The organism is Methylobacterium sp. 37f (genome assembly GCF_023093475.1).
In the GTDB taxonomy this organism is placed as follows: Bacteria; Pseudomonadota; Alphaproteobacteria; order Rhizobiales; family Beijerinckiaceae; genus Methylobacterium.
Window position 1 is genome coordinate 137,113 of record NZ_JAGHKN010000009.1, and the last position, 18,846, is coordinate 155,958.

General features: G+C 64.1%; 14 protein-coding genes. 4 read left to right on the forward strand and 10 right to left on the reverse strand.

Annotated features, from left to right (window positions below):
- The first annotated feature begins 110 nt into the window (after nt 1-110).
- Both J7U37_RS08730 and J7U37_RS08735 read left to right on the forward strand, forming a co-directional pair.
- Nucleotides 111-1,733, forward strand: coding sequence for an ABC-F family ATP-binding cassette domain-containing protein (locus J7U37_RS08730; protein WP_247635459.1), 1,623 nt, complete (start codon nt 111-113; stop codon nt 1,731-1,733).
- A gap of 234 nt (nt 1,734-1,967) precedes the next feature.
- Complete coding sequence (locus tag J7U37_RS08735) at nt 1,968-2,300, forward strand: hypothetical protein (protein WP_247635460.1); 333 nt, start codon at nt 1,968-1,970, stop codon at nt 2,298-2,300.
- Nucleotides 2,301-2,546: 246 nt separating this feature from the next.
- Here the strand turns inward: J7U37_RS08735 and J7U37_RS08740 are convergent, their stop codons facing one another.
- The 4 genes from J7U37_RS08740 to J7U37_RS08755 all read right to left on the reverse strand — a co-directional run bounded on the left by J7U37_RS08740 (nt 2,547) and on the right by J7U37_RS08755 (nt 10,757).
- Entirely contained in the window at nt 2,547-5,714 is a 3,168-nt protein-coding gene (locus J7U37_RS08740; protein WP_247635461.1) for a CusA/CzcA family heavy metal efflux RND transporter, read from the reverse strand.
- A gap of 33 nt (nt 5,715-5,747) precedes the next feature.
- Nucleotides 5,748-7,022, reverse strand: coding sequence for an efflux RND transporter periplasmic adaptor subunit (locus J7U37_RS08745; protein WP_247635462.1), 1,275 nt, complete (start codon nt 7,020-7,022; stop codon nt 5,748-5,750).
- Nucleotides 7,023-7,454: 432 nt separating this feature from the next.
- A complete protein-coding gene (guaA, locus tag J7U37_RS08750; protein WP_247635463.1) occupies nt 7,455-9,011 on the reverse strand; it encodes a glutamine-hydrolyzing GMP synthase in 1,557 nt (518 codons plus the stop codon).
- A gap of 444 nt (nt 9,012-9,455) precedes the next feature.
- On the reverse strand, nt 9,456-10,757 hold the full coding sequence (locus tag J7U37_RS08755) for an RsmB/NOP family class I SAM-dependent RNA methyltransferase (RefSeq protein ID WP_247635464.1): 1,302 nt from the start codon (nt 10,755-10,757) through the stop codon (nt 9,456-9,458).
- Nucleotides 10,758-10,904: 147 nt separating this feature from the next.
- Between J7U37_RS08755 and J7U37_RS08760 the strand changes: the two genes are divergently transcribed.
- A complete protein-coding gene (locus J7U37_RS08760; protein ID WP_200935794.1) occupies nt 10,905-11,078 on the forward strand; it encodes a hypothetical protein in 174 nt (57 codons plus the stop codon).
- Here J7U37_RS08760 and panE read toward each other — a convergent pair.
- The 4 genes from panE to J7U37_RS08780 all read right to left on the reverse strand — a co-directional run bounded on the left by panE (nt 11,075) and on the right by J7U37_RS08780 (nt 15,210).
- Nucleotides 11,075-12,025 (reverse strand): 2-dehydropantoate 2-reductase, encoded by a 951-nt coding sequence (gene panE, locus J7U37_RS08765; protein WP_247635465.1) that lies wholly within the window; start codon nt 12,023-12,025, stop codon nt 11,075-11,077. The two genes, J7U37_RS08760 and panE, sit on opposite strands and share 4 nt — an antisense overlap.
- Before the next feature lie 76 nt (nt 12,026-12,101).
- On the reverse strand, nt 12,102-12,533 hold the full coding sequence (locus tag J7U37_RS08770; protein ID WP_247635466.1) for an MAPEG family protein: 432 nt from the start codon (nt 12,531-12,533) through the stop codon (nt 12,102-12,104).
- A 116-nt stretch (nt 12,534-12,649) separates the two neighbouring features.
- Complete coding sequence (gene guaB, locus J7U37_RS08775) at nt 12,650-14,143, reverse strand: IMP dehydrogenase (RefSeq protein WP_056479350.1); 1,494 nt, start codon at nt 14,141-14,143, stop codon at nt 12,650-12,652.
- Nucleotides 14,144-14,307: 164 nt separating this feature from the next.
- Nucleotides 14,308-15,210 (reverse strand): DUF3313 domain-containing protein, encoded by a 903-nt coding sequence (locus J7U37_RS08780; protein WP_247635467.1) that lies wholly within the window; start codon nt 15,208-15,210, stop codon nt 14,308-14,310.
- A gap of 306 nt (nt 15,211-15,516) precedes the next feature.
- Here J7U37_RS08780 and J7U37_RS08785 point away from each other — a divergent pair, with 306 nt between their 5' ends.
- Nucleotides 15,517-16,932 (forward strand): MFS transporter, encoded by a 1,416-nt coding sequence (locus J7U37_RS08785; protein WP_247635468.1) that lies wholly within the window; start codon nt 15,517-15,519, stop codon nt 16,930-16,932.
- 3 nt (nt 16,933-16,935) lie between these two features.
- On the opposite strand, the gene J7U37_RS08790 is transcribed toward J7U37_RS08785, so the two are convergent.
- Nucleotides 16,936-17,463: a DoxX family protein gene (locus tag J7U37_RS08790; RefSeq protein ID WP_056189071.1), complete on the reverse strand. Its 528-nt coding sequence runs from the start codon at nt 17,461-17,463 to the stop codon at nt 16,936-16,938.
- Between the two features lie 78 nt (nt 17,464-17,541).
- The gene (locus J7U37_RS08795; protein ID WP_247635476.1) at nt 17,542-18,711 is read right to left on the reverse strand and encodes a multidrug effflux MFS transporter; all 1,170 of its coding nucleotides are present in this window, start codon (nt 18,709-18,711) and stop codon (nt 17,542-17,544) included.
- Nucleotides 18,712-18,846 lie beyond the last annotated feature (135 nt).

Genomic DNA, 18,846 nt, shown 5'->3' on the forward strand with positions numbered 1-18,846 from the left:
AACCATCAGGGTTTCGAATGTCCGGAGTTCCGGCGCGGTGCCGCCTTGCACTACCGTTTGCAGGCAGCATGCCGTAAGGCCGCTGCATCCGCCAAAACTTCCGTGACCCCATGATCCGCCTCGAAAAAATCGGTAAGCAGAACGGCCGCCAGATCGTCTTCATCGAGGCGTCCGCCGCCCTACAGAAAGGCGAGAAGGTCGGCCTTGTCGGCCCAAACGGCGCCGGCAAGACGACCCTGTTCCGGATGATCACCGGCGAGGAGCAGCCTGACGAGGGCCAAGTCGCTTCCGACCGCGGCATTTCCATCGGGTATTTCAGTCAGGATGTGGGGGAGATGTCCGGCCGTACCGTCGTCTCCGAGGTGATGAACGGCGCCGGTCCCGTCAGCGAGATCGGGGCCGAGCTGAAGGAGGTCGAGCAGGCGCTCGCAGATCCGGACCGAGCCGATGAGATGGAAGCGCTGATCGAGCGCTACGGCGAAGTGCAGGCGCGCTTCGAAGAGCTCGACGGCTATGCCCTGGAGGGCCGCGCCTACGAAGTTCTGGCGGGCCTCAGCTTCTCGCAGGAGATGATGGACGGCGATGTCGGCAAGCTCTCCGGCGGCTGGAAGATGCGCGTGGCGCTTGCTCGTATCCTCCTGATGAACCCCGACGTCATGCTCCTCGACGAGCCAAGCAATCACCTGGATTTGGAAAGCCTGATCTGGCTCGAAGCCTTTCTCAAGGGCTATGAGGGCGCCTTGCTGATGACCTCGCACGACCGCGAGTTCATGAACCGCATCGTTACGAAGATCGTCGAGATCGATGGCGGGCAGCTCACCACCTATTCGGGTGACTACATCTTCTACGAGCAGCAGCGGGCGTTGAACGAGACGCAGCAACAGGCCCAGTTCGAGCGCCAGCAGGCGATGCTGGCGAAAGAGATCAAATTCATCGAACGCTTCAAGGCACGGGCTTCCCACGCCGCCCAGGTGCAGAGTCGGGTGAAGAAGCTCGACAAGATCGAGCGGGTCGAGCCGCCGAAGCGCCGCCAGAGCGTTGCCTTCGAGTTCCTGCCTGCCCCGCGGTCCGGCGACGACGTCGTCATGCTCAAGAACGTACACAAGCGGTACGGCAGCCGAACCATTTACGACGGCCTGGATTTCTCGATCCGCCGGCGTGAACGCTGGTGCGTGATGGGTATCAACGGCGCCGGCAAGTCGACGCTCTTGAAGCTCGTCACCGGAACCGCCACGCCCGATGACGGCAGCGTCGCGGTCGGCGGCAGCGTGAAGCTTGGCTACTTTGCCCAGCACGCCATGGACGTCCTCGACGGGGACCGGACGGTCTTCGGCTTCTTGGAAGATGCCTTTCCGCAGGCGGGTCAGGGCTCCCTGCGGGCGCTCGCTGGGTGTTTCGGTTTCTCAGGCGACGATGTCGAGAAGCGCTGTCGGGTGCTCTCGGGCGGAGAAAAGGCGCGCCTCGTCATGGCCCGGATGCTCTACGATCCGCCGAACTTTCTCGTCCTCGACGAGCCCACGAATCACCTCGATATGGGCACCAAGGAGATGCTCGTCGCGGCGCTCGCGAACTATGAGGGTACGATGCTGTTCGTGAGCCACGACCGGCACTTCCTTGCAGCCCTATCGAACCGGGTCCTCGAACTGACGCCGGACGGCATCCATCAGTACGGCGGCGGTTACACTGAGTACGTCGCACGGACGGGCCAGGAGGCACCGGGGCTGCGCAGCTAAGTCCACGCACCGAACCCTGCCATCGCACGGATTCTGACGTTCGGCTCAGAACGATACCCGTCGGGGAAATTTGGTAAGGGGGGAGCCGGCTTGCGGGTCATGCCTGCGAAAGATCGGAGAGCTGGATCAGCGTGTTCCGACCCTGAACTTGAAATGAACGAAAAGTCATATTAACTGAACATGAACGATCAGCCTTCCACACTGGGCTGCCACTCACCAACCAGGAGTACGGATATGTCCAGCGGACTGTTCCAGAACCTGCCGGGCGCTCATGAAATGGGAGGGCTTCAGGCTCTTCCGAGTGAGCCGTGGCTTCTCCCGATCTCCGACGGGATTTCCTCTGTGTCGATGGATGCTGATCGCCTCGAGGCGTCTGTTCGTTTATCCGCCCGTCCGTTCCAGCGGGCCGCGCAGGCGCTGGTCGTGGCGCTGTTGTTCATGCTGACGATCCAGATCAGTGCAGACTGGATGACCGCCCAGACCCCCCACCGGACTACCGGCCAGATCGCGGATGCCACACCGCCCGAGTTGCCGGTGTCGAAGGCCGCGCTGACCAGCAATAACTGATTGATCGGCGCTGCTGCATCGACCGGCCCGCTGGCTGCGGGCCGTAATGCTTTGCCAGCACAACTATCGCGACAGCGGCAACGTGTATGCTCGGGCGAGACCCGACCCACGACTTGACCGGAATGCATCTGCTCGAGAAGGCGTCCCGATTGCTGTCGGCTCAATCCACCTAAATCGCATGGAGATTTTGTGGGACTGGGTTCGCGTAGCGCGTCAACCAGCTCGTAGAAATGCAGCACTCATCGATCAGGTCAAACCGGATGCTGGCTTCGCGGCGCTTATCTCTATGTCCTCGCTTTCGGCCTGTTCAGGGTTTTGCCGCGAGAGCGTTAGAATGAGCGCTGGCAGGATCAACAGGATGAGGAGCGGCGCCAGACTCATGCCGCCGACGACTACCAGCGCCAGAGGTTTCTGAACCTGGGAGCCGACTCCGTTGGAGAAGGCAGCCGGCAGGAGGCCGACGCCAGCCACGACGCAGGTCATGACCACCGGCCGGAGTTGCGTTCGGCAAGTGCGCAACATGGCCCTTACACGCTCTTCGCCCTCCGCGATCAGTGCATTGTAGTGTGAAAGCACGATGATGCCGTCCATGACGGCAATGCCGAGGAGTGCGATGAAGCCGATTGCGGCGGATACACTGAACGGTGTCTCCGTGATGACAAGCGCCAGGACTCCTCCGGCCGCAGCCATTGGGATGACACTGAGCGCCAGCAGCATGTCGATGGCGGATCCGAAGTTCATGAACAGCAGGATCGCAATCAGGCCAATGGCAATCGGAACTGTGATGGAAAGGCGCGCGAGGGCGCCTTGCATGTTGTTGAATTCGCCGACCAGCTCAAGACGATAGCCGCGCGGCAGAGAGACCTCGGTGTTCACACGCTCGCGTGCTTCCAGGATTGCGCTACCGAGATCGCGGTCGCGGACACTGAACTTCACCGGCAGGTATCGTTCCTGACCCTCACGGTAGATATAGGCCGGTCCTGAAACGAGAGCGACCTGAGCAACCTCGCTAAGGGGCACCTGCATCAATGTGCCATTTGGGCCCTGTCCCGAAATGCGAAGGGCACGGATCGAAGCCACACTCTGCCTGAATTGCTCGGCAAGGCGGATCACGATTGGATAGTGGCGATCTGAACCGCTGTCGTAGAGATCTCCAGCGCTGTCACCGCCGATGGCTGTGCGGACGGTTGCGTTGATGTCGCCAGGCGTCAGCCCATAGCGGGCCGCCCGGACGCGATCGACGTCGATCTGTACCGTTGGTTGGCCCAGGGATGTGAAGACACCGAGATCGGTTACGCCTGGCACTTGATGAAGAACTGCTTCGACGCGATTGGCGACCTTCGTAAGGGTCTCCAGATCTGGGCCGAAGACCTTGAAAGAGTTCTCTCCCTTGATGCCGGACACAGCTTCCGCGACGTTGTCCTGCAGGTATTGCGAGACATTGAACTCGATACCGGGGAACTCAACGCGCAATTTTTCGAGGAGGTCGCTGACCATCCTGTCCTTTGTCACCCCCGGACGCCAAGCCTCTGCGGACTTCAGCGGCGCGAAGAATTCGCCATTGAAAAATCCTGCTGCGTCCGTTCCGTCATCTGGTCGGCCGTATTGTGAGACGACGCTTTCTACCTCCGGTACGGCCGCGATGATGCGGCGAATCCGATTGACGTAGAGATTGCCCTCTTCGAGCGAGATCGTCGCCGGCATGGTGGCGCGTAGCCAGAGGTTGCCCTCCTCGAGTTTCGGCAGGAATTCCAGACCGAGTTGACGTCCTGCCACGCCGACTCCCGCCAAGAGCAAAACCGCTAGGCCGAGAGTCAGGATGCGGTTGCTCAACGCGGCGTGGATTGCTGGCCGGTAGAGTCGATCAAGGCTGCGGACCAGGAGCGTCTCAACCTCTTCCACGTGGTTTGGGAGCAGGTAGGCGGAGAGGACGGGTGTGACCGTGAAGGTGGCGATGAGCCCCCCCAGGAGCGCGTACGCATAGGTCTGCGCCATTGGTCCGAAGATATGGCCCTCGACACCCGTGAGGGTAAAGAGCGGAAGAAAACCGGTCACGATGATGATGGCGGCGAAGACAATCGAGCGGCTCACGTCGGCGGAGGCCTGACGAATGCGCCCAAGCTTGCCGGCTAGGCCAGACTGGATGATGGTTCCTGTCGGGTCACCGTGACCCGATAGCCGCCGGAAGATGGCCTCAACCATAATCACGGTTCCGTCGACGATCAGGCCGAAGTCCAGGGCGCCGACGGATAACAGGTTCGCCGATTCGCCACGCAGCACAAGGATGATCACGGCGAAGAACAGCGCGAACGGGATCGTTGCAACCACGATGAGCGCACTGCGCAAATTGCCGAGGAATAGCCACTGGACGATCAGGATGAGCACGATGCCAACGAGCATGTTGTGCAGGACGGTGTGCGTCGTGACGGCGATTAGATCGGCTCGATCGTAGATCCGCTCGATCTTCACGCCCGGTGGCAGCAGTTCCATCGCCGTGATGCGCGAGACTTCCGCCTGTACAGCCTGGATCGTCGGCGTGCTCTCCTCTCCGCGGCGCATCAGGATGATGCCCTGGACGATGTCGTCGTCATCGTTCATGCCGGCGATGCCGAGGCGTGGTTGATGTCCGATCGTCACCGTGGCGACATCGCGAACGAGGACCGGTGCGCCACCGGATTGGGTCAGGACGGTGTCGGCGATGTCGTCGGTCGAACGGATCAAACCGACGCCGCGCACCACCGCGGATTGCGTCCCAAGGTTGATCCGGTTCCCACCGACATTGAGGTTGCTATCGTTGAGCGTCTTGACGACGCCCGACAGGGTCAGTCCGTAGGCGGTGAGTCTGTCGAGATCGATGGCGATGTCGAAGGTCTTCGTCTTACCACCCCAGCCGATGACGTCGATAACGCCGGGCACGGCACGGAAACGACGGCGCAAAACCCAATCTTGCAGAGATTTCAGATCAAGGACGCTGTAACCGGCCGGAGCAGTCAGCTTATAGCGAAAAATTTCGCCGATGGGGCTCACCGGTGAGATGGTTGGCTTGGCACCGTTGGGCAGCGCGTCGAGTTGGGCCAGTCGATTGAGAACCTGCTGCTCGGCCTCACGATACGTGAATTCAAATCCGAACTGTAGCTTGACGTCCGAGAGGCCGTAGAGTGAAACCGAACGAACCTGCTTCAGGTTTGGCAATCCGGAGGTGATCACCTCGATCGGAACGGTCACGTATCGCTCGATTTCCTCGCCCGACAGACCTGATGCCTGCGTGATCACATCGATCATGGGCGGAGTCGGATCGGGGTAAGCCTCGATGTTAAGAGTCCGAAAGGCTACGAGCCCGCACGCCAGCAGCAGGACAAACGCCAGCACCACCAGGGCACGCTGACGAAGCGCGAGTTGGACGAGTCCAGTCATTTGCGGTGGTTCCTCCGGGCGAGCGCTGACGAATCAGCCTCGGGTCAGCATCCGATCGATGAACAAGGAGCCGCGTGAGATGACGCGCTCGCCGGATACCAGACCTTCCAGAATCTCGATGTTGCTACCGTCGATGATTCCAGGTTTGACGATTCGGCTCTCGACCGAGTTATCCGGCTTCAGCACCCAAACGCTTGCCTTGCTGCCTTCAAGCACCACCGCCGCACGCGGAACGGACTGCGAAAGGCTCTCGCGTTCATTGATAATCCGAACCGTAGCGTACATCTCAGGTTTGAGAAGATTATGTATGTTTTCGATGTCGGCTCGAACAGTGATGCGTCTTGTAGCCGGATCAACCGAAGCCCCGATGAAGTTGATTCGGCCTTCGAAAATCTTCTCTGGATAAGCCAGCACGCGGAATTTGAGGCGCTCCCCAAGGTCGACCTTGGCTGCATCGGGCTCCCGCAATTGTGCGATGAGCCAGACCTTGGAAAGGTCGCCAATAATGTAGGACGGGTCGCCACCCGCGGTACCGATATACTGTCCCGGTCCGATCTTTCGCTGGATAATGGTACCCTTCAAGGGCGCGTTGATCGCTGTCTCGGGATTGATCGATCCCTTTTGAAGATTGGCGACATCGTCATCGCGCAGGCCGAGGATGCGGAGGCGATTTCGTACAGCCTCAAGACCTACTTCTGCGGTCCGCGCGTCGTTGGTCGCAGTGTTCAGATCGTTCTGTGCAGATTGCAGTTCGCGCAACGTTGTGACGCGGGAGTCGTAGAGGTCATGGAGCCGCTTCTCGGCAGCCTGCGCGTAGCCTAGTTGCGATCGTGTCTTTGCCAATACATTCAAAGCGGCCAGATAATCGTTCTGTGCCTGGACCATTTCGTTGGCTTGAATTGAAAAAAGGCGCTCACCCTTTTGCACCTGCTCTCCGGTCCGAGCGAAGATGGCAATGACTCGGCCCGGATAAGGTGAGAAAACCGGTGTCGCCTGATACTCATCGACACCAATCTTACCCTCAGTGGTGATCTCTTCGTAGAAGAGACGCTGTTCCACCGTCTCAACCTCAATGGCGGCGAGTTGATCAGCAGAGAGGACGAAACTCTTATTTCCAATAGATGGAGAGGGTACAGCTGACGGCGCCGGTGCTATCGCAGCCCCAGCGAATGTCCCGGAGAACCACAAAAGGGGTCCGATACAAATCACAGCAACAACGAACAAAAGCAGGATTTGAGTACGGCGCCGCAATCCGGAAAGTGGAGCGAAGGAGCCCTGTGGTTCGCTCATCATTTCGATCTCGGGCAACTTCGCGTTCGCGCACGTATCCAAAGCCATATTGGATCGCGGATCGGTCTCTAGAGGTCGGCTTCCCGGGGCACAAGCGAGTCCGGATCACTTTGGCTAGAGATCGCCTTTTGCTTCGCAGGTGTGGTCTTCGCGTCAGCTCTGGAAATGAGCGGACTGTTCCTCGGCTCCTTGGCTCCTCGGCCTGCGCCGCGTTATCCATTCCGTTCCGTAGCGCCCGTCATCGCGCGCCAGTAGCCTTTGACAACAAAACCCCGCAGACCGAGGGGCTGCGGGGTGAAGTTGCGTCACATGGGTCCCTGGGAGGGACAGCTGGTATACTACATGCCATGTCGCAAACGACAAGACCAATGCCGAGGCTCCAGAGCTATTCTGCCTATGAAAAGCGGGAATTCCTGATAAATTTTGCAACCTTGTGGAAGCTCAGGATCGTCATTCCCACTCGATCGTACCGGGTGGCTTCGAGGTGATGTCATAGGTCACCCGGTTGATCCCCTTGACCTCGTTGATGATCCGGGTCGCAACGCGTCCGAGGAAAGCCATGTCGAAGGGATAGAAATCCGCCGTCATCCCGTCGACGGAGGTTACGGCGCGCAGGGCGCAGACATGGTCGTAGGTCCGGCCATCGCCCATCACACCGACCGTCTTCACCGGCAGGATCACCGCGAAGGCTTGCCAGATCGTGTCGTAGAGGCCGGCCTTTCGAATTTCGTCAAGGTAGATTGCGTCTGCTTTCCGAAGGGCCTCGAGCTTCTCCGGCGTAATCGTTCCTGGGCAGCGGATGGCAAGACCCGGGCCCGGGAAGGGGTGTCGCCCCACAAAGGCATCGGGCAGACCAAGTTCCTTACCGAGGACGCGGACCTCGTCCTTGAACAATTCGCGCAGGGGCTCAACGAGCTGCATATTCATGCGCTCAGGCAGTCCGCCGACGTTGTGGTGGGACTTGATGGTGACCGAGGGGCCACCCGTGAACGAAACGCTCTCAATGACGTCCGGATAGAGCGTGCCTTGAGCGAGGAAGGCTGCGCCGCCAATCTTCTTCGACTCGGCTTCGAACACGTCGATGAACAAGCGGCCGATGGTTTTGCGCTTCTGCTCGGGATCGCTGACTCCGTCGAGTTCACCCAGGAAGAGCGCCTGTGCCTCTACGTGGACCAGGGGAATATTGTAGTGGTCGCGGAAAAGGCGGACGACCTCTTCAGCTTCACCCATGCGCAAAAGGCCGTGGTCCACGAAAACGCAGGTAAGTTGTTCGCCGATCGCCTCGTGGATCAGGACTGCTGCCACTGCGGAATCGACGCCACCAGACAGGCCACAGATGACCCGCTCATTTCCGACCTGGGCGCGAATTTTCTCGATTGCCTCGTCGCGGTACGCGCCCATGGTCCAGTCGCCGGAGCAGCCCGCAATATCGCGCACGAAATTGCGGATCAGCAGTGCGCCATGCGGGGTGTGGGCCACCTCCGGATGGAACTGGACGGCGTAGTAGTTCCGCGCTTCATCGGCCACCGCCGCGAAGGGGGCATTCTTCGACATGGCGACGGTGGTGAAACCGTCCGGGAGCTTGGTTACGCGGTCGCCGTGGCTCATCCAGACGGGATAATGCTCACCGACATGCCAAACGCCCTTGAAGAGAGCGCAGTCCGACAGGATCTCGATCTCTGCCCTGCCAAATTCCGCATGGTGACCGCCTTCGACCTCACCGCCGAGTTGCGCCGCCATCGTCTGCTGCCCGTAGCAGATGCCGAAGACGGGAACACCGGATTCGAACACCACCTGAGGCGTGCGGGGCGATGCCTCGGTGGTCACCGATTCGGGGCCGCCGGACAGGATCACACCCTTTGGCTTCGTCTCCGCAAACGCCTCCGCAGCCTTGGTGAACGGCACGATCTCGCAGTAGACGCCCTCTTCGCGCACGCGGCGCGCGATGAGCTGCGTCACTTGGCTACCGAAATCCACGATGAGGATTTTGTCGTGTTCTGTCGTCATGGAACCGGAGTTAGACGAGGCCTCGATCCCGTGCAACGGACGAACCTGCAGAGCGGCCCCGCGACCGGTATCGGACTGGGGATGCGCGTGCCGCCGCGTTAAGCGGCTGTTCACCGTCAGCGGTCGAAACCCTACCCCCCAGAAACGAACAGGAGCCTCCGCTGTGAGAGCCACCATCTTCGGGATTGCCGCCTTCGCCCTGACCGGGTTCGGAGCGACGTCGGCTTCAGCATTGCCTTTCGCCGCCGGCCTTTCGCCTGGCTCCAACGTCGAGCAGGCGCGTGTCGTTGAACGGACGATTGTCCGCGGGCCACGTTGCAAGACGGTAGTCACCAAGCGTCGTGGCCCATTCGGTCGCGTCGTAGTGGTGCGCAAGCGTCGCTGCTTCTGATCACCCACTCATCAAACGCTTCGAAATGGCCCCCCATGGGGCCATTTCTTACTTCAGCGGAGGCGTTCCAGGGTCGCGACGTAGAAACCGTCGGTGCCTGTGAGGGCCGGACTCATCTGGAGACCGTGGTTGGTCAAGCGAACGGCTTCAGCCAAACGGGGGGCCCGCTCCGCCAGGACCTCCTTTGCAGGAACTACAGCGAAGTCGTCCGGTCGTCGGCTGATGAAGCTGGCGATAGCCGTATCGTTTTCCTCGGGGAGCAACGAACAGGTGATGTAGGTGATGCGGCCGCCAAGGCGGACCAGCCGACTCGCTCGGTCGAGGACAGTGGCCTGATCCGCGACCCGCGATGTCAGCGCATTGGGGCGCAACCGCCACTTGGCATCAGGGTTGCGCCGCCACGTGCCCGAGCCTGTACAGGGCGCATCGACCAGCACCCGGTCTGCCATCTCGTCGAGGTCGCCAAGGACGTCGGCGCGAGCCTTACCGGAGCGGGGCGTGCGGATTTCGGCGTCTGCGCCGGCGCGGCGCAGGCGCTCGTGGATCGGTGCGAGGCGACGCGGATCGTCATCGCTTGCCACGAGACGGCCGGTGTTCTGCATCATGGCCGCCAAACTCAACGTCTTCCCGCCGCCGCCTGCGCAGAGGTCGATCACCGTCTCGCCCGGTCGCGCTCCGCTTAGGATACTCGCGAGTTGCGAGCCCTCATCCTGAATTTCGTACCACCCGTCGATGAACTCCGGTTCGACGTGAAGAGCGGGGCCGCGTCCATCCTCGCCGATGGGGATGCGCAGGCCGTTCGGGGCGTGTGGTGTCGGCATCGGCGCGAGATGAGCCAAGCCGGTCATGGCATCATCGCGACTGCGCTTCAGCGTGTTGATCCGGATATCAAGGGGGGCTCGGCGACCGAGGGCTCGTAGTTCCTCATGGGTCGCCTCTCCGAATGTCACCGCCAGGGAGGGCAGAACCCATTCGGGGACATCGCCGGCGACGTGCGCCGGTGCGTCCGCGAGCGTCCCGTCGGTCAAGCAGGCTCGCTCAGCAACCGTCAATGGCTCCGGGGCAAAGCGATCACCGGAGAACATCGCGGCGATCGTGGGCGTAGCGAGCCCGTGCTGGAGGCGCAGCATGCCGATGACCAGACTGCGCGGGCTCTCGTCGCCCATGATCCATGCGGCAGCGGCGCGGCGGCGCAGGGTATCGTAGACCAGACTGGCGATGGCGGCGCGATCGCCCGATCCGGCAAAACGGTGGGCCAGTCCCCAATCCTTCAGGGCATCGGCGGCCGGGCGACGGCGCGAAGACAGATCGGTCAGGACTTCGATCGCAGCGGAGAGGCGGGCAGGCGGGGTCAAGCAGGGTCCTCGATATTCAAACAGCGCCGCGATATGGCCACGCTTTGGGCGGCGGTCAGTCACAGTACGGTCGAGCTTCCGTCGGGTTCACGGCTCAGCTTGAGCGACGGTGCCGCGTCGAACGCACTCGGAGCTTTAGAGAACTGCATGTCCCCCGTCATCCATCTCGGCCTTGCCAGCCTTCTCGCGATTGCCGTGGCCGCCTGTTCCACGGCCCCGGCCGCCCCCGATCTGTCGCCGCCCCCGCCGCGCCGGCTGGATGCCAAGACCCAGCTCGAGTACGGCGCGCCGCCGCCTCCGCCGCCAGGGCCTCGCTACTAGGATCGTGCCGTGGTTTCTCGGGCGCGACGGTTCTCGTAAGCCTTGAGATGCGTATAGACGCGGTCGAGCATCGGATGCGCGACCGCATCGGACGCGCGCGCGATCAGATCGCCGACGATGTGATCCGCCTCGATGCGGGCTCCGCCCTCGATGTCGCGCAGCATCGAGGCCGTGAAGGCGGATCCTGCAGCGGTCAGGGTCTTGCGGGTGTTGTCGAGTGCACTCGGGCGCGGCGCATAGCCCGCGCTCTCGGCGATGGCGCGGCACTCCTCCATCAGCGCTTCGATGAACGGGAGGCCGCCCGGGGCGGCAACGATGTCGCCGATGGTGGCACGCATCAGGCATGTGGACCCGGCGAGCGTGGCCAGGAAGCTCCATTTCTCCCACATTTCCAATACCATACACTCGCTGAGCCGGGGCTGGAACGTGACGCCCTGCATCAGGATCTCGATGGCATCGACGCGAGCGGATCGGCCGCCGGAACGCTCGCCATAGGTCAACGTATGCAGCGGATTCATCTGGCGGATCTCGCCGGATGGCCCGAGCGTCGCCACGATCGCGCAGGAACCGCCGAGCACGCGGTCGGCGCCGTATACCAAGTCCAACGCGTCGAGGTGGCGCATGCCGTTGAGCACGGGGAGGATCGCGGTGCCGGGTCCGATGGCCGGTGCGACATCCGCGATGGCGCTGTCGAGATCATAGGCCTTGCACGAGAACAGCACGAGATCGAAGGCGCCACCCTGGCCGGCCGCCAGTTCGCGCGCCGTGACGGTCTGCGGCGCGGGAAGCTGGAAATGGCCGACCGGGCTTTCGAGCACCAAGCCGGTGGTGGCGAGCTTCTCGGCCCGGGCCGGTCGGACCAGGAAGGTCACGTCGCGCCCGGCCTCGGCCAGGCGTGCGCCAAAGTACCCACCGGTGGCTCCGGCCCCGACGACGAGCACGCGCATGGTCGAATTCCTTCCCTGTTCGTTGGGTGAGCTTGAGCCGAAATGGGCGGTGGCGCTGCTGCGCTCTCCCGCGGGATTAGAGGCCGATCGGGCTGGCGAAGATGCGGACGGCGAAGACGATCCACATCGCCAGGAGCACCAGCGTCCCTGCCGTGTAGGCCTGGAAGCGATAGGGCACATGGTTGCTGGTGAGGTAGATTCCGGCGTGAACGAACCGGCTCGCGACGAAGACCCAGGCCAGAACGACGAAGAGCAGGTCCGCCTTGCGCGTCGCCAGGGCGAATCCGACGAGGACGTAGAACAGCACCGGGATTTCGAACTGGTGCGAGAAGGTGTTGGCCGCCTGCTGCGCCGGAGCAGGCCAGTTGCGCTGGCCCATCGCCAAGTCCCGGCCCTTCGCCGCGCCGCCTTGTACGGCGTCGAGACGGGTCCGACCGAGCCAGAACAGCAGGGCGAAGGTGAGGAACACTTGCGCGAAGACGGGCGCCAGGATGGCTTGGACGGTCACGGCGGACCTTTCGCGCGGTGGTCACCTAGGCAGCGGTCACCTGGAGAGGGTAGGCCCCGATCCCGATCATCGCCTGCGCGGAGCGGCGACGACCGAGACCGGACGAGGATGGCGGCTCAGGCGCGACCCGGGTAGTTCGGGCTCTCGCGGGTGATGGTCACGTCGTGGACGTGGCTCTCACGCAGACCCGCATTGGTGATGCGGATGAACTGCGCCTTCTCCTGGAAGTCGGGGATGGTCGGGGCACCGACATAGCCCATGGCGGCCCGCAGGCCGCCCGCGAGCTGGTGCAGCACCGCCGCCACGGGCCCCTTGTAGGGCACCTGCCCCTCGATCCCCTCGGGGACGAGCTTGTGGGTGTCGCTGACCTCGGCCTGGAAGTAGCGGTCGGCGGAGCCGCGCGCCATGGCGCCCACCGAACCCATGCCGCGGTAGCTCTTGTAGGAGCGGCCCTGGTGCAGGAACACCTCGCCGGGCGCCTCGTCGGTGCCGGCCAGCAGCGAGCCCAGCATGGCGACCGAGGCCCCGGCCGCGATCGCCTTGGCAAGGTCGCCGGAGTATTTGATGCCGCCATCGGCGATGACGGGCACGTCGGCGCTCTGGGCCGCCTCGACCGCCTCCATCAGGGCGGTGAGCTGCGGCACCCCGACGCCGGCGACGATGCGGGTGGTGCAGATCGAGCCCGGCCCGATGCCGACCTTGATCGCGTCCGCGCCGGCATCGATCAGCGCCTGGGCGCCATCGCGGGTGGCGACGTTTCCGGCGACGATCTGGACGGTGTTGGAGAGCTGCTTCACCCGGCGTACGGCGTCGAGAACCTTGATCGAGTGGCCGTGGGCGGTGTCGACCACGATCACGTCACAGCCGGCATCGATGAGGCGCTCGGCCCGTTCAAATCCGCTGTCGCCGGTGGTCGTGGCGGCCGCCACCCGCAGGCGGCCCTGCTCGTCCTTGACGGCGCCCGGATAAGCGACCTGCTTCTCGATGTCCTTGACGGTGATGAGACCGATGCAACGATAGTGGTCGTCGACGACGAGCAGCTTCTCGATGCGGAACTGGTGCAGGAGGCGCTTGGCCTCGTCCTGGCTCACGCCCTCCCGCACCGTGATGAGCCGGTCGCGGGTCATCAGGTCGGCCACGGTCTCCGACGAGTTGGTGGCGAAGCGCACGTCACGGTTGGTCAGGATGCCGACGAGCTTGCCGCGCGAGCCGTTGGGGCCGCGCTCGACCACCGGGATTCCGGAAATGCGATTCTGCTTCATCAGCGAGAACGCGTCGGCCAGGGTCTCGTCCGGGTGGATGGTGATGGGATTCAGCACCATGCCGGACTCGTATTTCTTGACCAGGCGGACCTGCTCGGCCTGCTCGGCCGGCTCGAGGTTACGGTGAATGACGCCCATGCCGCCGTTCTGCGCCATGGCGATGGCCATCGGCGCCTCGGTGACGGTGTCCATGGCCGAGGCCAGGATCGGCAGGTTGAGATGGATGGACCGGGTGAGCCGGCTCGCGATCTTCACGTCCGAAGGCATCACCGAGGAAGCGGCGGGACGCAGGAGGACGTCGTCGAAGGTCAGGCCCTCGATGATGGAATCTGCGGTGATGCGGGCCATGAACCAACTCCGGAACGGGTGCCTGCGCCGGGCCTTGCGGGCCGTCCGGCGTCAGTGGGTTGGCACGGGCCAGTATCACGCGTGGGGAACCGGCGCAAAGCCGCCGGTCAGCCTGCGCCACAGAAAAAGGCGCTCTGGGCGCCGTTCTCCGGTAAGGGTTGCGCCTAGCGCAGGCTATAGGGGGCGCCCGGCAGGCCTTCCGCCGGTCCCTTGTCGGTCCATTCCGGGGGCGCACCGACGTAATCGCCGAGGATTCCATCGAAACCGGGGGCGCGGCCAAAGGCTTCGCAATCCGGATCGAGGGGCGCTTCGCCTAAAGTCGTCACGCGGACGCGGTCGTAGGTCGGCAACGTGAGCGGTGCCTTGAACGGATCCTGGCCGGTCGCGAGATAGAAGCCGAAATCCTGCCCGAACTCCCCGGCGAGGTCATAAGCGTCGCTGGCCGGCGAGAATCGCGCCTGATTGGTGAAGGCGTTGGTGGCACCGCCCCACACCATGGCGGCGCGCTGCGTGTTGCGGCTGTCGAGGGCCTCGGCCTCGACGGTCAGGCTTCCGAGCCCGATCGGGATGCGCGGGATCGGGATGCGCCCGACGGCCGTCGCGAACCCGGCGCCGAGCTGCGACGCGACGGTGATGCCGGCCGAGGTGGCGATCGTGGCGCCGGCGGCCGGCACGTTGGTGAGGTCGATGCGGGTGACGGCCGAGCGGACCGTCAGGTCGGCCTTCCGCCCGGACACCACGTCGTAGCGCAGGGACAGCTCGTAGCAGAGGGCGCGATCGGCGGCGTTGGCAACGAGCTTGCGTTCCGCCGGCGTCAGACCGGGGGCGACCGCCTCCGGGAACGTCGTGGGCACGATCCGCACTGTCCGGGTCTGGGACAGGGCCGCCTGATCGACGAAGATTCGCGACGAACTGGCCGTTTCGTCGCTGGAGACCAGACGATCGTAGCGGGTCAGCGATCCGGCCTCGGTCAGGATCACGGTCCCGCAACCGGCGACCGCAGCCGTCAAAGCGAGGCAGGAGACGAAGCCCGCCAGCCTGCGTCGATGTTCGAACCTCAGGAGCATCAGTGACTTTCTTGGGGACACGGTGGTGAGCGCCCGGCACAGCTCCGAGGCGGAGTCGCGCAGCGTCCTATCATGCCGCTGAGCTTAGCGGGTTCAGCAACAGTGTGGAAAGGCGCACGCCGCTCGGGACGTGCCAATGCTGAATGGATGTGTCTGCAAGGCCACGCTCATCGGAGCATCGAAGCCTGTACGTCCGGCCGGTCGTTTTCATCCGGTCCGATCCGTTACGCATTGATCATTTGCGATCGGTCACGAAAGCCCACGTAAGACGCATCGGAATCGCTCGCCGCGACACAGATGGCTCGAATGCGCACGTCCCAGATCGTCCCACTCGTGGTCGCCACGGCCCTGTTCATGGAGAACACGGACTCGACCGTCATCGCCACAGCTCTTCCGGCCATCGCAAAGAGTCTGGGTGAGGATCCGATCGCCCTGAAGCTCGCGCTGACCGCCTACCTGGTCAGTCTCGCGATCTTCATTCCGATCAGCGGGTGGGTGGCGGACCGGCTCGGGGCCCGAACCGTGTTTCGGGCGGCACTGGCGGTGTTCATGGCTGGCTCGCTGGCCTGTGCGGCCTCGGATTCGCTGGCTGGCTTCGTCGCCGCACGATTCTTCCAGGGCATCGGAGGCGCCATGATGGTGCCGGTCGGCCGCCTCGTGATCCTGCGCAGCGTGCCGAAGAGCGAGCTCGTCAGCGCCCTCGCCTATCTGACGATTCCGGCGTTGGTCGGTCCGATCCTGGGGCCGCCGATCGGCGGTTTCATCACGACCTACTTCGACTGGCGGTGGATCTTCTTCATCAACATCCCGATCGGGATCGCCGGGATCGTGCTGGCGACGTTCTACTTCGAGAACATCCGCGAGGCGGAGCGCCCGCCCCTGGACGTCGTCGGCTTTCTGCTCTCGGGCCTGGGCCTTGCCACGGTGATGCTCGGGCTCGCCTCGATCGGGCGACATCTCCTGCCCGCCTCCCTATCCTGGGGCTGCCTCGTGGGCGGTATCGTGCTGCTGGTGCTGTACCGCCGGCACTCCCGGGGCATCGCCCACCCGGTGATCCGCCTCGACCTGCTGCGCTACCCGACCTTCCGGGCGGCGGTGACGGGCGGCAGCCTGTTCCGCATTGGCACCGGGGCGATCCCCTTCCTGCTGCCGCTGATGCTGCAGATCGGCTTCGGTCTCGACCCCCTGCGTTCGGGGCTCATCACCTTCGCGGCGGCGGCCGGCGCCCTGCTGATCAAGCTCATCGGCCCACGCATCCTGCGTACCTACGGCTTCCGTCGCGTGATGGTTCTGAATGCGCTGGTGGCCTCCGGCTTTCTGGCGGTGAACGGTCTGTTCACGGCCGAAACCCCGCACGCCGTGATCATCTGCGTGCTGCTGATCGGCGGCTGCGTTCGCTCGCTGCAATTCACCTGCGTGAATGCCATCGCGTATGCCGATCTGGAAACGCCCGACATGAGCGCGGCCACCAGCCTCGCCAGCGTGGCGCAGCAGCTCTCGCTCAGTCTCGGCGTGTCCCTGGGGGCCATGGCCCTGGAGGCGACGGCCGCCTATCACGGCCGCACCGACATCGTGGCGGGCGATTTCGGACCTGCCTTCTTCGCGGTCGCGCTGATCTCCGCCCTGTCGTTCTTCTCCTTCCGCCGGCTCAGGCCGGACGCCGGTGCGGAAGTGTCGGGGCACCGGATCGTCGCCGCCGAGCCCCGCAACGCGATGCCGTAGACCTCAGGCGGCGGCGCGTGCCGGGGCTCGCCCGGCGGCGGCACGCTTCGGCTTGGTCCCGGCCCGAGACGCCACGGATTTGGTGGACCCGGCCGACCGGGCCGCCGTGCCGCCGGAGCGGCCGGCTTCGCGCCAGCCCTGCCAGCTCCAGCGCCCCGGCCCGGTCAGTGCGTACATCAGGAAGCCGCCCGCCAAGCCGAAATCAGCCAGCAGGAGGGTGCGTTCGGCGACGGCGCTCGGCCCGGAAAACTGCCAGAACGGATGCAGCAGGACGGCCATGACGCCGACGAAGATCGCGAGGGCCGATCCGCTGAGACGCGGGAGTACGCCGAGCAGCAGGGCCGCTGGCCCGAACACCTGAACGATCACCGCCGCGGTGGCGAAGGCGTTCGGCGACGGCAGACCGGTCGCCGCCAGCGTGAGGGCGAAACCCGAGACGTTGAGGGCTCGGGCGATGCCGGTGGGCAGGAGCGCGGCGGCGAGCAGCAGCCGTGCGAGGAAGAGCAGTCCGTCTTGGGCACGGCCGGTCACGTATTGGGCTCCGTCTGACATCCGAGATGCGGAGCTTTGTCGGCACCGGCTGAAGACGGCGTTAAGCGTCGGCGGTGCTCAACCCGAAACGCCGCCCCGGAACAGGCGGCCGCGCTCGGTCCAGGCCACCACCGCCAAAGCACCTGCGCCGAGGACGGCGTAGCCGATGCCGATCGGCAGGACCGAGCCGTCGAAGGCATGTCCGATTAGGAAGCCGCAGAAGGCGCCCAGAATCGTGGTGTAGAAGCCGAGGAAGGACGAGGCGGTGCCGGCGATCTCGCCCAAGGGCTGAAGCGCCAGGGCGTTGAAATTGGGCATGGCGAAGCTGATCAGAAATTGGTTGGCCGCCAGGATCGAGAGAAACAGCGCCAGAGGCGGGTGGCCCTGATAGGCGAGGCCCGCGACCACCTGCACCACCGCCACCACGACGAACAGGCTCAGGCCCGCATGCGACAGCGGACGCATGCCGAGGCGGCGCACGAGCCGGGCATTGACCAGGGTCGCGGCTCCCATCGCGCCCGCGACGAGGCCGAAGGCCAGGGGGAACAGGGCGCCGAGCTGGTAGAGCCCCGTGTCGAAGACCTGCTGGGCCGAGCCGACATAGCCCATGATGCAGCCGGTGAGCAGGCCGAGCGCCGTGGCATAGCCAACCGCGATCCGGTTCCGGAACGTGATCCCGACGGCCTGGGCGACGGCTGCCAGCGAGAATGGCCTCCGGTACTGCGGATGCAGCGTCTCGGGCATCCGCCAGGCGAACCAGACCACCAGGATTCCGGCCAGCGCCAGCATCGAGACGAAGACGTAGACCCAGGAGCCGAACAGCAGCATCGCACCGCCGACGGCCGGGGCGATCATCGGCACGATCAGGAACACCATCATGATCAGCGACATCACGCTCGCCATCTCGCGACCGGCGAAGCGGTCGCGCACGATGGCGGTGGACAGTACGCGACCGCTCGCGGCGCCGATGCCCTGGATGATGCGGGCCGCCAGCAGCCAGCCGAACGACGGTGCCACCATCGCGAGTCCGGTGCCGACGACGTAGATCGCGAGGCCAGCGAGCAGGACGGAGCGGCGGCCGTAGGTGTCGGAGAGCGGTCCGTAGACGATCTGTGCCGTGCCGAATCCGATCATGTAGACGTAGATCAGCAGTTGCAGGCTGTTCGGATCGACAACGCCGAATCGCGCCTGGATGGCCGGGAAGGCCGGCAGCAGGTTGTCGATGGAAATGGCGGTCACCGCCATCATCAGAGCGACGATGCCCACGAACTCGCCGAAGCCCGGTCCCTTCCAGGGCTGGGGCGCTGCGGCGCCGGTCGGTCCCGCAGGGGCGTGGAGGGTCGTGGCCGGGGGACTGGTCACCTGAAAACGGTCCTTCGAGGA